The 13,926-nt window shown below is 68.9% G+C and carries 14 protein-coding genes and 1 pseudogene; 6 read left to right on the forward strand and 9 right to left on the reverse strand.

Annotated elements, in window-relative coordinates; all coding sequences use genetic code 11:
* Positions 1-90 precede the first annotated feature (90 nt).
* The 4 genes from ABZ923_RS32185 to ABZ923_RS32200 all read right to left on the reverse strand — a co-directional run bounded on the left by ABZ923_RS32185 (position 91) and on the right by ABZ923_RS32200 (position 4,500).
* A complete protein-coding gene (locus ABZ923_RS32185; RefSeq protein WP_361478791.1) occupies positions 91-567 on the reverse strand; it encodes a nuclear transport factor 2 family protein in 477 nt (158 codons plus the stop codon).
* Between the two features lie 210 nt (positions 568-777).
* On the reverse strand, positions 778-1,371 hold the full coding sequence (locus ABZ923_RS32190) for a DUF4291 domain-containing protein (protein WP_361478794.1): 594 nt from the start codon (positions 1,369-1,371) through the stop codon (positions 778-780).
* Between the two features lie 187 nt (positions 1,372-1,558).
* Positions 1,559-4,117 (reverse strand): FxSxx-COOH system tetratricopeptide repeat protein, encoded by a 2,559-nt coding sequence (gene fxsT / locus ABZ923_RS32195; RefSeq protein ID WP_361478797.1) that lies wholly within the window; start codon positions 4,115-4,117, stop codon positions 1,559-1,561.
* Positions 4,117-4,500 (reverse strand): hypothetical protein, encoded by a 384-nt coding sequence (locus tag ABZ923_RS32200; protein ID WP_361478800.1) that lies wholly within the window; start codon positions 4,498-4,500, stop codon positions 4,117-4,119. The genes fxsT and ABZ923_RS32200 overlap by 1 nt, the downstream gene beginning before the upstream one ends.
* A gap of 164 nt (positions 4,501-4,664) precedes the next feature.
* Here ABZ923_RS32200 and ABZ923_RS32205 point away from each other — a divergent pair.
* Positions 4,665-5,338: pseudogene (locus tag ABZ923_RS32205) on the forward strand (hypothetical protein).
* Positions 5,339-5,437: 99 nt separating this feature from the next.
* Here ABZ923_RS32205 and ABZ923_RS32210 read toward each other — a convergent pair.
* Positions 5,438-5,740, reverse strand: a complete 303-nt coding sequence (locus ABZ923_RS32210) for a hypothetical protein (RefSeq protein ID WP_361478803.1) — start codon at positions 5,738-5,740, stop codon at positions 5,438-5,440.
* A gap of 647 nt (positions 5,741-6,387) precedes the next feature.
* Here ABZ923_RS32210 and ABZ923_RS32215 point away from each other — a divergent pair.
* From ABZ923_RS32215 to ABZ923_RS32225, 3 genes are all read left to right on the forward strand, one after another.
* Positions 6,388-7,347, forward strand: coding sequence for a hypothetical protein (locus tag ABZ923_RS32215; protein ID WP_361478806.1), 960 nt, complete (start codon positions 6,388-6,390; stop codon positions 7,345-7,347).
* Between the two features lie 39 nt (positions 7,348-7,386).
* Positions 7,387-8,319: a hypothetical protein gene (locus ABZ923_RS32220; protein WP_361478809.1), complete on the forward strand. Its 933-nt coding sequence runs from the start codon at positions 7,387-7,389 to the stop codon at positions 8,317-8,319.
* 72 nt (positions 8,320-8,391) lie between these two features.
* A complete protein-coding gene (locus ABZ923_RS32225) occupies positions 8,392-8,520 on the forward strand; it encodes a hypothetical protein (protein WP_361478812.1) in 129 nt (42 codons plus the stop codon).
* Positions 8,521-8,558: 38 nt separating this feature from the next.
* Here ABZ923_RS32225 and ABZ923_RS32230 read toward each other — a convergent pair whose 3' ends face one another.
* The 3 genes from ABZ923_RS32230 to ABZ923_RS32240 form a co-directional block, all read right to left on the reverse strand.
* On the reverse strand, positions 8,559-8,738 hold the full coding sequence (locus ABZ923_RS32230) for a hypothetical protein (RefSeq protein WP_361478815.1): 180 nt from the start codon (positions 8,736-8,738) through the stop codon (positions 8,559-8,561).
* Between the two features lie 193 nt (positions 8,739-8,931).
* Complete coding sequence (locus ABZ923_RS32235; RefSeq protein ID WP_361478818.1) at positions 8,932-9,807, reverse strand: undecaprenyl-diphosphate phosphatase; 876 nt, start codon at positions 9,805-9,807, stop codon at positions 8,932-8,934.
* A gap of 138 nt (positions 9,808-9,945) precedes the next feature.
* Positions 9,946-10,416, reverse strand: a complete 471-nt coding sequence (locus ABZ923_RS32240; protein WP_361478821.1) for a helix-turn-helix domain-containing protein — start codon at positions 10,414-10,416, stop codon at positions 9,946-9,948.
* A gap of 105 nt (positions 10,417-10,521) precedes the next feature.
* Here ABZ923_RS32240 and ABZ923_RS32245 point away from each other — a divergent pair, with 105 nt between their 5' ends.
* Positions 10,522-11,691, forward strand: a complete 1,170-nt coding sequence (locus ABZ923_RS32245) for a thiolase family protein (protein ID WP_361478825.1) — start codon at positions 10,522-10,524, stop codon at positions 11,689-11,691.
* Positions 11,692-11,695: 4 nt separating this feature from the next.
* On the opposite strand, the gene ABZ923_RS32250 is transcribed toward ABZ923_RS32245, so the two are convergent.
* The gene (locus tag ABZ923_RS32250) at positions 11,696-12,400 is read right to left on the reverse strand and encodes a VTT domain-containing protein (RefSeq protein ID WP_361478828.1); all 705 of its coding nucleotides are present in this window, start codon (positions 12,398-12,400) and stop codon (positions 11,696-11,698) included.
* Between the two features lie 304 nt (positions 12,401-12,704).
* Between ABZ923_RS32250 and tuf the strand changes: the two genes are divergently transcribed.
* Positions 12,705-13,874, forward strand: a complete 1,170-nt coding sequence (gene tuf / locus ABZ923_RS32255) for an elongation factor Tu (protein WP_361478831.1) — start codon at positions 12,705-12,707, stop codon at positions 13,872-13,874.
* The last annotated feature ends 52 nt before the right edge of the window (positions 13,875-13,926 follow it).

The following is a 13,926-nucleotide window of genomic DNA, read 5'->3' on the forward strand; positions in this document are numbered from 1 at the left end:
CCCTCGTACTGGACGTACTTGGGTCTGCGCCCGGTGCGGCGAGAGTGCGTGCCAGGCGTCGCGGGGCAGGAGGGACTTTGCGGACACGGCCTAGGACGTGCGTCCCCGGTCGGCGACGCCCCGGCGCCACTTCTCGTGCACGACGACCTCGCTCAGGCGCCAGCCGTCCGGTGTGCGCAGGACCCCGAAGTCGTACCGGCCGCCGCACACCAGGTCCGGCGCGGCGGAGCCGTCCGCGCCGGTGAAGCGCAGCGGGTTGACGTAGTCGGCGCGGACGCGGGCGGTGTCGCCGGTGTCGTGGTCGAGGGCGCCGAAGCGCACCAGCCGGTTGACGATCAGGTGCTGGCGCATGGCGCACAGGGCCAGGCTCTCGGCGAGCCAGGCGGCGACCCGGTCCGCGTCGCCCTCGATGCCGCCCGCCGAGCGGTAGTCGGCGCGTCCGTCCGCCGTGAACAGGTCTCGGTAGCCCCTCCAGTCGCCGTCGTCCACCGCCACCGCGTACGCGGTCACCAGGTCGTCCACGGCCAGTCGGTCCCTCACGGTCGCGAACTCCGCACGCTGCGTCATCGGCCCAGTTTTGGGCACCGCGGGCGCGGATCCAAGTGCCGTGCGTGGTGAATATTCGGTGGTGCGGGGCGCGTGCGGCGGCCGGGGCTGTCCCCGTGCACGAGGAAACGGGAAGCGGGACCGGATGACCTGGATCATCATGCAGTGTTCACCGACCTGTGCTGCCATGTGACCTGTGGGTGATGTCGGCGGTTGTGCCCGGATTGCCGGTCAGGGGCGCAGGTGGGCAAGGAGTTCTGCACCGGCGGGGTATCCCTGCTCCTGGGGGAGCAGTCGGGTGGCTGAGTCCAGTTCGCCGTCCCTGACGAGTGCGTGGATCTTGTTGGCGAGCGGGGTCACGTCGCTGATGGACACGATCCACTCGCCCGCGTAGCGCGACGATGCCTGACCCGAGAGCCCCAGTTGCAGCGAGCGGTGTGGCAGGGGACGCAGGTGCAGATCGCGTTCGGGGTCCCACTGGACACGGGCCGGTGCGCGCTTGAGGTCACGCTGCCAGGTGTCGCGATCGGGATGCAGTTCGCGCACGTAACTCGACAGGCAGGCATGGCGCAGCGCCCAGTCGAAGCCGTCGCGGGTGATCTCGACGGCGAGGACGGTCTCCTGCCCCTCCTTCATGCCCCAGCCGGAGCGGTACATCATCCACAGGAAACTGGGTTTGATCCACGTCATGCGGCCACGCTTCCACGCGGCGGGAAAACGGCCGTCTCGGATGGCGGGCAGTCCGATCTCAGGAGAGTACGCCTGGTAGACGGTGATCGTGGACGCCGTGTGGAGCGCGCGGATCGTGCGGAGCGGTTCTTCCATGGCGTACAGCGTGGGCTCGGTCAGCTCAGGTGACCACCGATTTTCGACCCGTTGCTCGACCCCACGGAGCACGCCGGCCGCAGGCAGCAGGCAGCAGGCAGCAGGCAGCAGGCATAGCGAGGCTTGACATGGGTCATCAAGCCGCGTTCACAGCCCCAATCCATGGGGGACTTTCAGGGCGCGGGCCTCAGGAGGTATCTGCTCCGCGGTGCTGCTGTAGTCCTGAACGAGTTCTTCCACGTCGTGCGTGGGATTTCTTGGCGGCCTGATAGGCGGTTGTGAGGTTGTTGCGGTAGGTCAGGGTGTTGGGGTGGTCGGTGCCCAGGAGGCGTTCGCTTTCGGCGAGGTTGGACTCGAACAGGGGGATGGCGCGCTTGAGGTCCCCGGCGTCCTGGTAGGAGGTTGCGAGGTTGTTGCGGCGGGTCAGGGTTTTGGGGTGGTCGGTGCCGAGGAGGCGTTCGGTGTCGGCGAGGTTGGACTCGAACAGGGGGATGGCGCGCTTGAGGTCCCCGGCGTCCTGGTAGGCGCGTCCGAGGTTGTTGCGGTAGATCAGGGTGTCGGGGTGGTCGGTGCCGAGGAGGCGTTCGGTGTCGGCGAGGTTGGACTCGAACAGGGGGGTGGCGCGCTTGAGGTCCCCGGCGTTCTGGTAGACGAGTCCGAGGTTGTTGCGGCTGGTCAGGGTTTTGGGGTGGTCGGTGCCAAGGAGGCGTTCGGTGTCGGCGAGGTTGGACTCGAACAGGGGGATGGCGCGCTTGAGGTCCCCGGCGTTCTGGTAGGCGAGTCCGAGGTTGTTGCGGTAGGTGAGGGTGGTGGGGTGGTGGGTGCCGAGGAGGCGTTCGGTGTCGGCGAGGTTGGACTCGGACAGGGGGATGGCGCGCTTGAGGTCCCCGGCGTTCTGGTAGGCGGTTGCGAGGTTGTTGCGGTAGGTGAGGGTGTTGGGGTGGTCGGTGCCGAGGAGGCGTTCGGTGTCGGCGAGGTTGGACTCGAACAGGGGGATGGCGCGCTTGAGGTCCCCGGCGTTCTGGTAGGCGGTTGCGAGGTTGTTGCGGCTGGCCAGGGTGTTGGGGTGGTCGGTGCCGAGGAGGCGTTCGATGTCGGCGAGATTGGACTCGAACAGGGGGATGGCGCGCTTGAGGTCCCCGGCGTCCTGATAGGCGGTTGCGAGGTTGTCGCGGCTGGTCAGGGTGGCGCGGTGCCTTTTTCCTAGCAGGCGCTCGTGTATGTGGGCTGCGCGGCTTCCAGCGGCTGTGCCACGGGCCACAGCTCCCTGCTGGCGGAGGAACTCCGACGCGTTCCTCAGAAGCCGAGCGGTGGCGGCGGTTTCCGATTCCGGCGGAGTGTGATCGGTGTGGGCGATGACATGGGGCAGCAAGGCATGCCATGTCGGCCAGGTGCCGGGATCGCCGGCATCTGTCGGGAGGCGGGATTCCAAGGCGTTCGCTGCTACCCGTTGTGCGTTTGTGATGTCCTTGGCACGGCGGTGAAGATCCTTGAGACCGGGAGTCCGTGCGAGGGCCTGGACCAGCCGATGCACGGTGATGGTGCCGTCCTGTGCGCTGATCATGCTGTAGGCGGCCAGTCTGCCGATGGCCGTGTTCAGCGCCTGCGGGTCAGCGAGTTCATCGATGTGGGAGAGGGCGAACTTGAGAAGTCGGTGACGCCGCCCGGTGATCTCATGCGCGCGTTGAGACCGTACTTGTGCGACTCGCGAGCGTAGCGGGGGTGGGTAGGCGAGGTCGTCGAGGAGGTTGCGGGGGATGTTGTCGGGGGCGTACCAGGCCAGTACTCGCAGCACCTCTCCCGCCAGCGGTGTGTCCTTGAGGCGGTCGAGGGTGATGCTCCAGATCCGGGCGATCGTGCGGTCCGCGTCACCGGCCTCTGCGGTCGTGGCGAACATCTCGGCCGGCCTGCTGGTGAGCAGGTCCAGGTAGGCGCGGGGGGAGACGCCGGTCTCGGCGCAGTACGAGGCTGCCTGCTCCACCGCCAAGGGGAGGCAGCCCACTTCCGCGCAGACCTCGGCGGCGCCGTCACTGTCCCGCTGCTTCTCGTGGTTGAGGATGCGGGTGAACAACTCGACGGCTTCCGCCTCTTCCAGGACGTCTAGGGGCACGGTGGAGGACAGCTGGTGCCAGCCGGTGGCACGGCGACTGGTGATGAGGAAGCGGCCACCGTGACCAGCCCGCTCGATGACCGGACGGACATGCTGGGGGTCGTTGACGTTGTCCAGCACGATGAGCCAGTTCCGGTGGGCAGCGAGCCACAACAGGGCCCACTCTCGTAGATCGTCGGCTCCCATCTCCGTGCTCGTGAGGACGGGATGAAGGGCAACCGCGAAATCCGCCAGACCGGCGTCCAGGTCGGCGGGCGACTCAGCGGTGATCCACCATTGCGGGGAGCTCCGTGAACGTGTCCTGGCCCAGTACGCGGCCAGCGTGGACTTACCGACCCCACCCAAGCCGTGAAGGGCCTGTACGACCACTTCCCCCGACGTGGCGAACGCCGTATCCAGCGCGGCAAGCTGGCGATCACGCCCGACAAACCCATGCGGCTGCGGCAGGTTGCTCAGGCCTGCCGGCGCCTTCACCCTCGGCGCGCTCTTCAGCGCCCCCGTAGGCAACACCGTGTTGTGCGTATGGAAAGACGTGGCGCTCTTGACATCCCGGCCCGCCACGATCGAGCCCTTGTCGGCCGACAGGCCCGGTGTGCCATCGCCGCGCTTTGTGCGGCTCGGTTTCCGGCGGCCCACTACGAACCCCGCCGGGCCTCGGAGTCCCGGACGTCACCGTCTGCCGCGATCGACCCACTGTCGGCCAACGGACCCGTATCTCCCGGCGGCGGGGACGGCCAACCGGACGGAGCGGAACTCGAACCGGTATCGATGGCCTTCGAACCGCGCACACTTCCACGCGAGGCGATCGACCCACCACGAGCGACAGGCGAGGGCCCATTCGCAGGCTGCTGCTGCAGATGGCCCACCACCGCCAGCACGAACCCGGCCACCGTGAAGAACAGACTCAGCACGCTGCTCAACTGATCTGCCCGATCCAGCCCCAGCAGGGCGAAGAATACGATCAGAGCACCCAGGCCGACAGCAGCCCCCACCCAGCGCAATACCTGCCACAAAGTCATGTAGGCATGATTCCGAAACCATCACGCACGCAAGCCCCTTTTCAGGCAACTGATATGCAACAGAACACATGCATCCACGCTGTGCCCCAATGATCGTGCAAGAGCACGTGCTTGAGCGCTGGGCTGCATCAACTCCGTTGGGTGAGCCCGCCGAAGCATGGATCATGGGATCCGTGATGAAGCGGACGAAGAAGGCGGAGCCGGCCGAGCGGTCGGAGCCCGAGCTCTCGGCGTACCAGCGAGCGATGCGGAACCGGCTTCTCGCGGCCCGCGTGGTGCCCGCTCCCGAACCCTGGCGGCCCGTCTTCAAGTACACATACGGCGTTGCCGTCGGCGGTCTGCTCGGGATCGGCTTCGCGACACATCCCGACACCGGCCATGATCTGGTGATGGTCGTCTCCTCGGACGGTCACGGTCTCTTCGACGCCGTCACCGGGGCCAGGATCGCCAGGGATCGCGATCCCGACCCCGAGGACAGCACCCCTGACGCGGTTGCTGATTTGTCCTGCCCAGGACTGGGGCCGATTGCCGGGAGCCGTGTGCGCATCGCGGGGCTCTTCGGTGGAGGGCTGCACACCACCACCGGGGACGGCTGGATCCTGGAGGTCGTCACCCCGCCTGGCCGAACGAGCGCGTCCTGCTGTCCCGCGACGGCGGGCTGCCCCACGCCGGTCCGCACGCAGAGCAGTGGTGGCACATCTTCCACTCGAACTACTCCACATTCCGCACAGCGGGCTTCTCGCCCTCTGGACAGACCATCGCCGTGGCGACCAGCAGCGACCTGTCCTTGTGGACACGCAGGCCGGACGACACCCTCCTTGGTGGCACCGGAGCCTGACCGAGCCGGCCTGCGCATCAAGTCGTGGGAACCTCTCCGGTAAACGCTCCGCAATCTGTCGGCATCCATGTCTTGCGGGCACAAGGGGACGCAGCGAGATCACACGTCGAACTGATTCCACTCGACTGCGGCATCGGCCAGCGGGGCGAGAGCACTGCGGTGGGTGGCGCCGGCCCAGACGCTGAAGCTGTTGTCATCTACTGAGCCCGAGACGTGCAGGACGAGCCCCGGGGCCACATGGAACTGGGTGAGGTACCAGGGGCACACGGTGAGATCGGCTTCTGGGTCGTCCGGTGTCCGCGGCAGCGACCAGACGAAACCTCCCTGGTTCTCCTCGCCGAAGACGATCAGGCCATTCGGATCTGCCCGGAGCTTGGCCGCGGGAATGATCCGGTTCTGCACTCCGAGGGAAGCCGGGCGATGGTCGTTCGGGCGCCTTGGGCATCGCGGGATACCAGCCGGTGATGAACTGTTTGAGCGCGGTCGCTCTGTTGCCGTTCACGTTGCTCAGCCACTCCAGGCCAGGGAGAGCCGGCGGAGGGAGGGAAGGGCGCACACGGCCCAGGCCGGTCCTGTTCAAGGGCCTTTGCCTGACCGGCGCCGGTGCCGGCCCGAGGAGACGGACCTCCTCGGCGTTCCACATGCTGCTCCTGTCGAGCGCGTCCCCGCCTCCACGATGATCAGCGTCCCGACGTCGCCGATGATGACGGTGGCGCTGCCAAGGTCCTCTGGGCTGCTCTTGGCATCAATAGCTGTGTTTCGGCCCGACAGACGTCGAAGATCGGCGGGAGGCTCGCGTTGCCACGCACGTCGAGTTGCGAGGGTGGGGGTGCACGTCCACGCTGCTGGTGCCTACGCGGGACCATACCGTGCCGGCCTCGTCCAAGAGCTACAGCTACTCGGTGAAACCAGCGAGAGGGGTAGCGCTGTGGGTGATGATGCACATACCGCGGACGTCGGTACTGATCCGTTGGAGACAGCAGCGCCTGGCGGCTCTACTCGGGCGACAGGAGCTCTCGGCCCGGTCACTCGCGTGACGCAGGTGATGAATGACGTGGCCTGCAAACGCGTTCTTCACCGCCTCCGGCTGGAATAGATCAGGCGACACAGGGCTACAGGCGAATCTCACAATCGGCGGAAGTGCACCCTTTACCACTCGCATTTTCGCCAATCCAGGTCTGACTCACCTGGCCATGCTCAGGCAGCGGTTATTACTTGGTAACCTCCAGCCGGACCCGGCCGCCTCGGCGAAGATCACCGCTGGGAAGGCGACGGTCACCGACGGAAACGACCATGTCTGCCTGACCGTCCTCGAACTCGGGGCACCGGCCGTCTGGCGGAGGGTCTGCAGAAAGGTCGGCCCTCCCTCTTCCCCCAGCCAGTACGTGAGCACCTCCTTCCGCTCGCGCGGCGGGTACCTGCTCGTGTGTGCCTCCGCCACCGGCTTCAGCACGAGCGGGCAGGCGATGACCGGAATGGACTTGTGCATCGACGACACGTGTCACGGAACTATCCAGATCTTCGCGAACAACAAGAACTGGCACCTGGCGTTTGTACCGGCCGACTTCCTGATCAAAAGCATCCCAGCCGGGGATCACAGCCTCGTCGCCACGCCCGCCGCTGGCACCACCATCGACAGTAACGACGCTTATGCCATCACCATCTTCGAGGTCATGGCGCCGCCCACTGTGCTCAACGTGACCCAGGTCCTGGCCAACGCCCCCGCCGCTCGGCAGACTGGCGGCGAGTGGGTGGCAAGTGGTGGGTTCAGCAGTTACGGCGGGACCCTCATCATCACCTCGGCTGCCTCGGCGTACTCCCACGATGACGAGGCGAAACTCGGCATGACCATCCAGGTCGAGAGCCAAGATGTCGGCTCGATGCAGGCGTTCGCGAATCCCAAGGGAGTCCATCTGGGCCTGCCCGGGAACGATCTCGTGGTCACCGGAATCAACGCAGGTAAGCGCACCGTTGGTAGCGGACGCTGGGACCGCCACAGACGCCAATGACCGCTGTTCGGTCACGATCATCGAGGTGGCAACGACGACATGGCCATAACCCGCCTGCGGATCACGTTCGACATGTTCAGCGGTCGGCCTAACCCGGTCGTCAAGATAGCGGGCCCTGAGGCCGGGGAACTGCTCGCCCGGCTCGCGCCGGGCGACCTGATCGACGCTGCCGAGCAAGCCAGCCCGCGTCCGCATCTTGGCTACCGCGGGCTCGTCGTCGAACAGGTCGGCGAGCCGGTGCCGTTTCTGCCGGCGGTCTTCCGCTTGGTGGCCGGGCGGCTGCTCGGTCCGGGGCTGCGGCGATGGGCGGCCTATCCGGAGGTGGAGGACTACATTTGCTCCGAACGGGGACCAGCCGGGCAGGTGCTGAGCAGCCCGGTGGAACTGGACTTCCTCCGGGACGGCCTGGCCGCCGCGCGAACGGTGGAGTGGTGGCTGTCGCCGCCGCAGGGTCAGGATGTACTCGCGGTGGCAGGCTGTCCGTCAGCACCGGCTGCGGCCCCGGAGCAGTGGAGTGACGCAACGGCTCGTTCCATCGACTGTAAGGGGAAGAACCCCGACTGGTGCAGGCAGTGCACCAACAATTGCTATAACTACGCCACCAATGTGCGCACCGACACGTTCGCCCAACCCGGCCGAGGTAGTGGCCGGTCCATCACCGCCGCTGACTGCCACTGTGATCACCTCAGCCGTTACGCGTTCTACGACGGCCTGGTGTACACCCCGGCTGCCGACAACGTCTGTCCTTCGGAAGGCGTGCTGGTCGCCCTCGTGGTGGAACCTGGCGTCGACTTCCACTGGTACCGCAAGAACAGCGACGGCTTCTGGGCGCACAAAACAGGAGTGGCGTCGGTTACCGATCTCGACGACGCTGGACAGAAGATCACTGATCCGCGCACTTGCTCACGCCTCAAGTACTCGGAGTTCTGCAGCTTCATGAACGTTCCCGGGGGCAGCGCCCGTATCAACTAGACACGCCAGGGGAAGGCGAACAGCCGCGAGGGCTTCGAGTGGGCCCTGCGCCACGCCTGCCTGTCCCACTACGTGCCCGCCCTGCACGCGGACCAGGCCGCGCTGGTGCGGGCGGGCGAACGGGAGCGGGCGAGCGCGCTGGTGCCGGTGGAGCCGCCGTACCCGGTGGCCGACGAGGTGCTTGCGCACCTGCGGGCCTGAGCGGTGCCGTGGGGGTGGGACGTTTGCGGATCTCCGGGTCAGGCCGCCTCGATGACCCGTGCGCGGATCGCCTCGGCCCACTCGATCACCAACAGCTCGTACTCCGTGCGCTCCTGGGCCGACAGGGTGCCGCCCGCACGCAGCCACAGCGCCCGGATCTGCTCGTTCACCTCGGCGGCAGACCGCACGGAACCAGGGGACGGGGATTCGGGGGACATGCGGACCAGCCTAGGCGCAAGGACTGACGGTGCGCTACCGCGTGCTTACGCAGAAGGTATGGGGTTGGTCACCGGCGCCGCCCGGTCATCCGTCCGTAGCGGCGAACTACCGTGCGGTTCCTGGAAGTTGCCCAGGTCATAGGCGGGCGGCCCGGGCGCCGAAGATGTCCGAAACCGCGATGGTGGGGGGCCCTCAGCCCGCCGACTCCGCCGCGTGCGGGCTGAGCACGCCCGCGCCGACCAGGGCGATGATCACGATGCCCAGGGCGATGCGGTACCAGACGAACGGCATGAAGTTCTTGTTGGAGATCCACTTCATGAACCATGCGATGACCGCGTATCCCGAGGCGAACGCGATCACCGTCGCGAACAGGGTCGGCGGCCAGTCCACATGGCCCTCGCCCAGGGAGTCCTTCACCTCGAAGGCGCCGGAGGCGAGGACGGCCGGGATGGCGAGCAGGAACGAGTAGCGGGCCGCGGCCTCGCGCTTGTACCCCATGAACAGGCCGCCGCTGATCGTCGCGCCGGAGCGGGAGACGCCCGGGATGAGGGCGCAGGCCTGGCAGAGACCGAAGACCAGGCCGTCCTTGACCCCGAGGCTCTCCAGCGTCTTGCGCTGCTTGGGCGCCCGGTGCCGGCCGCCGGTCTCGTCGCGGGCCGCCAGCCGGTCGGCGATGCCGATGACCAGGCCGACGACGATGAGCATGGTGGCGGTGACCCGCAGATCGCGGAAGGGCCCCTCGATCTGGTCCTTCAGCGTCACGCCCAGCACCCCGATCGGGATGGAGCCGACGATCACCAGCCAGCCCATCTGCGCGTCGTGGTCGTGCCGCATCGTCCGGTCGAACAGCGAGCGGAACCACGACGAGATGATCCGGCCGATGTCCTTGCGGAAGTAGATGAGCACCGCGGTCTCCGTGCCGATCTGCGTGATCGCCGTGAAGGCCGCGCCCGGGTCCTTCCAGCCCGAGAACGCCGCGGTCAGCCGCAGGTGCGCACTGGAGGAGACGGGCAGGAACTCGGTCAGCCCCTGGACGAGTCCGAGGACGAGGGATTCAAACCAAGACATGAAGGTATGGCGTCCAAGCGCTGTTCGGAGATGAGGTGATCATGTGACGGACGAAGCGTAGCGGGCCCGGCCGGCGGCGCGGCACCAGGGGCCGGGCAGTCGGCGGGCGGCCGCCGGTTCGCGGGGGCGGGGATCCGGTTACGCGGCCGTCGGTCCGGTCAGGCCCCAGCCCGGGGCCTGCGGACGGGCCGTCAGGTCCTCGTGGCGCACCGGGTCGCCGCAGGCCTGGCAGGTCACCACCGGCACCAGTTCGTGGCCGCAGGCGTGCTCGACGGCCATCGGCAGGCCGACGCCCTTGCGGAGGTGGCGGTCGCCCCACTCCTTGAGGGTCATCAGGACCGGCTCCAGCTCCAGGCCCGCCTGCGTGGGCCGGTACTCGAAGCGCTGGGGGCGCTCGCTGTAGAGGCGCTTGGTGAGGATGCCGGCCTCCACGAGCCGGCGCAGCCGGGCGGACAGGATGTCGCGCGGGGCGCCGGTGTTGCGCACGAGCTGGTCGAAGCGGCCGTTGCCCAGGCACACCTCGCGCAGGACGAGCAGCGAGTACTTCTCCCCGACCACCGCGAGGGCGTCGGCGATGGAGCAGGGGCGCGGGTCCTTCGTGGCGGCCATGCGGCCCAGTCTAGAGGAGGGTTTGATTTTCCAACCTACAGCGCTATGGTGAGTCCGGATTTCCTACTCACTGGTAGCCCTAGGGATCACGTCGGAGGCCCGCCCATGCGAGACGCAGTCATCGTCGAAGCCGTACGCACCCCGATCGGCAAGGGCAAGCCGAACGGCTCCCTCGCCCACGTCCACCCCGTACAGCTCCTCGCGCACACCCTGCGCACTCTGGTCGAGCGCTCCGGCGTCGACCCGGCGCTGATCGACGACGTGATCGGCGGCACCGTCGACCAGGTCGGCGAGCAGGCCATGAACACCACCCGGTACGCCGTCCTCGCCGCCGGCCTGCCCGAGTCGGTCCCGGCGACCACCGTGGACCGCCAGTGCGGCTCCTCCCAGCAGGCGGTGCACTTCGCCGCGCAGGGCGTGCTCTCGGGCGCGTACGACCTCGTCGTGGCCTGCGGGGTGGAGTCGATGAGCCGGGTGCCGATGTGGTCCAACGTGCCCGCCGGGAAGGACCCGTTCGGGCCCGGCGTCGCCGAGCGCTACCCGGAGGGCCTGGTCCCGCAGGGCATCAGCGCCGAACTCATCGCCGCCAAGTGGTCCCTGACCCGCGCGCGGATGGACGAGTTCGCGGCCTCCTCGCACCGCAAGGCCGCCGCCGCGTGGCGCGGCGGGCTCTTCGACGCCGAGGTCGCACCGCTCGACGGCGTCGCCCGCGACGAGTGCGTCCGCCCGGACACCACCCCGGAGATCCTCGCCGGCCTCAGGCCCGCCTACCACGACCCCGGCTTCGCCGAGCGCTTCCCGCAGATCGAGTGGAACGTCACCGCGGGCAACGCCAGTCCCGTCAACGACGGCGCCTCCGCCGTCCTCATCACCTCGAGCGACACCGCGGCCCGGCTCGGCCTGCGCCCGCTGGCCCGCCTGCACAGCTTCGCCGTCACCGGCTCCGACCCGCTGCTGATGCTCACCGGGGTGATCCCGGCGACGGAAAAGGTGCTGCGCAAGGCCGGTCTGGAACTCGGCGACATCGACCTGTTCGAGGTCAACGAGGCCTTCTCCAGCGTGGTCCTCGCCTGGCAGCAGGAGACCGGCGCCGACCTCGCCAAGGTCAACGTGCACGGCGGCGCGATCGCGCTGGGCCACCCGCTCGGCGCGAGCGGCACCCGGCTGACCACGACCCTGGTCCACGCCATGCGCGAACGCGGCGCCCGCTACGCCCTCCAGACCATGTGCGAGGCGGGCGGACTGGCCAACGCGATGATCCTGGAGGGCGTCTGATCCCTCACCGGCCGCGCAGCTGGTGGCGCTTGCGCCAGGCCACCAGCGTGCCCGCCAGCGCCGGTACGGCGATGCCGGCCATCGCGATCAGGAAGGCGGGGGAGGTCGGCGCCGAGGCGCGGGCGCCGGCGACCGCGTAGGCGGCCGTGTTCGGGATCGAGCCGAGACCGGTGGCCAGCAGGAACGGCAGCCAGCCCATGCGGGAGACGGCCGCGCAGTAGTTCGCCGCCCAGAACGGCACCCCCGGGAAGAGCCGGACGGCCAGCATGGACCGGAACCCGTGCCGGCTCAGCTGCCCGTCGGCCGCCTTCAGCCAGCGGCCCCGCAGCAGCGGGCGCAGCGCGTCCTGCCCGAGCATCCGGCCCAGCCCGAACGCGACCCCGGCACCGAGCACCGTGCCCGCGAGCGCCGTCGCCAGCCCCAGCTGGGAGCCGAACAGCGCGCCCGCGGCCAGGTTCAGCAAGGGGCGCGGTACGAACGCCACCGTGCACAGCCCGTACGCCGCCGCGAACACGACGGCCGCCGCGGCCCCGCCGAGCTGCGGCGGCAAGCCGTGCGTCAGCAGCCGCTGCGGTTCGAACAGCAGCACGCAGACGGCGGCGCCCGCGAGCAGCGCGAGCAGCAGCGAGAGCCGGGCGTAAGGGGACAGCAGGGTGGCGGCGGCCCGGGGAGAGGCCGCGACGGTGCCAGAGCGGTCGGCATCGAGCATCCGGAGACCCTAACCGACGATCCGGGGTGAGCGCCGTGAGCCCGAACTCACCCGCCCCGAAAACCATTCGACGCCGGACGGGCCGTCGGCGATGATCGACCCCGTGTTCCGGTACGCCTTCCTCCTCGCAGCATCCGCCGTCGCGGATGCGCCGAAGGCTGCCGTCCTGATCCTCGTGGCCGCTGTCGACGGCGCCCGAAGCTGACCCTCTCCGGATCGTCCGGCGGACCCCGCAGGGGGAGGGTCGGCGAGTCCCCGGGGTCCCGCATCCTTCGCCACGCCCGAGAGGCTTCGAGGTACAGCCATGTCCAAGACCGCCTACGTGCGCACCAAGCCGCACCTGAACATCGGCACCATGGGTCACGTCGACCACGGCAAGACGACCCTGACCGCCGCCATCACCAAGGTCCTCGCCGAGCGCGGCACCGGCACCTTCGTGCCCTTCGACCGCATCGACCGCGCCCCGGAGGAGGCCGCCCGCGGCATCACCATCAACATCGCCCACGTCGAGTACGAGACCGACACCCGGCACTACGCCCACGTCGACATGCCGGGCCACGCCGACTACGTCAAGAACATGGTCACCGGTGCCGCCCAGCTCGACGGGGCGATCCTCGTCGTCTCCGCGCTCGACGGGATCATGCCGCAGACCGCCGAACACGTACTGCTCGCCCGGCAGGTGGGCGTCGACCACATCGTGGTCGCGCTGAACAAGGCCGACGCCGGGGACGAGGAGCTGACCGACCTGGTCGAGCTGGAGGTCCGCGACCTGCTGACCGCCCAGGGCTACCCGGGCGACGCGGTACCCGTCGTACGGGTCTCCGGGCTGAGGGCCCTGGAGGGCGAGCCGCGCTGGACGGCGTCCGTGGAGGCGCTGCTCGACGCGGTGGACACGTACGTGCCGATGCCCGAGCGGTACCTCGACGCGCCGTTCCTGCTGCCCGTCGAGAACGTGCTGACCATCACCGGGCGGGGGACCGTCGTGACCGGTGCCGTCGAGAGAGGGGTGGTCCGGGTCGGCGACCGGGTCGACGTGCTCGGCGCCGACGTCCAGACCGTGGTGACCGGTCTGGAGACCTTCGGCAAGCCGATGGAGGAGGCGCAGGCCGGGGACAACGTGGCACTCCTGCTGCGGGGCGTGCCCCGGGACGCCGTACGGCGCGGGCACGTGGTCGCGGCCCCGGCGAGCGTGGTGCCGAGCCGCCGCTTCACGGCGCGGGTGTACGTGCTCTCGGCGCGTGAGGGGGGCCGGACGACGCCGGTGGCCACCGGTTACCGGCCGCAGTTCTACATCCGGACGGCGGACGTCGTCGGGGACGTGGACCTCGGCGAGGCGGCGGTCGCCCGGCCCGGGGAGACGGTGGAGATGACCGTCGAACTGGGGCGGGAGGTGCCGTTGGAGCCGGGGCTCGGGTTCGCCGTCCGTGAGGGCGGGCGCACGGTGGGAGCGGGAACCGTGATCACGGTGGAGTGAGACCGGGGTGCGTGGGGGACCGCGGGGCGCGTGGGGGACCGCGGGGCCGTTC

Source organism: Streptomyces sp. NPDC046881, from assembly GCF_040645015.1.
Taxonomy (GTDB): domain Bacteria; phylum Actinomycetota; class Actinomycetes; order Streptomycetales; family Streptomycetaceae; genus Streptomyces.

What these genes read in the sequence shown, in the direction of transcription:
- ABZ923_RS32185 (WP_361478791.1), bottom strand. Translation starts at nt 567, where the DNA reads ATGACGCAGCGTGCGGAGTTCGCGACCGTGAGGGACCGACTGGCCGTG.
- ABZ923_RS32190 (WP_361478794.1), bottom strand. Translation starts at nt 1,371, where the DNA reads ATGGAAGAACCGCTCCGCACGATCCGCGCGCTCCACACGGCGTCCACG.
- ABZ923_RS32200 (WP_361478800.1), bottom strand. Translation starts at nt 4,500, where the DNA reads ATGACTTTGTGGCAGGTATTGCGCTGGGTGGGGGCTGCTGTCGGCCTG.
- ABZ923_RS32215 (WP_361478806.1), top strand. Translation starts at nt 6,388, where the DNA reads ATGACGTGGCCTGCAAACGCGTTCTTCACCGCCTCCGGCTGGAATAGA.
- ABZ923_RS32220 (WP_361478809.1), top strand. Translation starts at nt 7,387, where the DNA reads ATGGCCATAACCCGCCTGCGGATCACGTTCGACATGTTCAGCGGTCGG.
- ABZ923_RS32230 (WP_361478815.1), bottom strand. Translation starts at nt 8,738, where the DNA reads ATGTCCCCCGAATCCCCGTCCCCTGGTTCCGTGCGGTCTGCCGCCGAG.
- ABZ923_RS32235 (WP_361478818.1), bottom strand. Translation starts at nt 9,807, where the DNA reads ATGTCTTGGTTTGAATCCCTCGTCCTCGGACTCGTCCAGGGGCTGACC.
- ABZ923_RS32240 (WP_361478821.1), bottom strand. Translation starts at nt 10,416, where the DNA reads ATGGCCGCCACGAAGGACCCGCGCCCCTGCTCCATCGCCGACGCCCTC.
- ABZ923_RS32245 (WP_361478825.1), top strand. Translation starts at nt 10,522, where the DNA reads ATGCGAGACGCAGTCATCGTCGAAGCCGTACGCACCCCGATCGGCAAG.
- ABZ923_RS32250 (WP_361478828.1), bottom strand. Translation starts at nt 12,400, where the DNA reads ATGCTCGATGCCGACCGCTCTGGCACCGTCGCGGCCTCTCCCCGGGCC.
- tuf (WP_361478831.1), top strand. Translation starts at nt 12,705, where the DNA reads ATGTCCAAGACCGCCTACGTGCGCACCAAGCCGCACCTGAACATCGGC.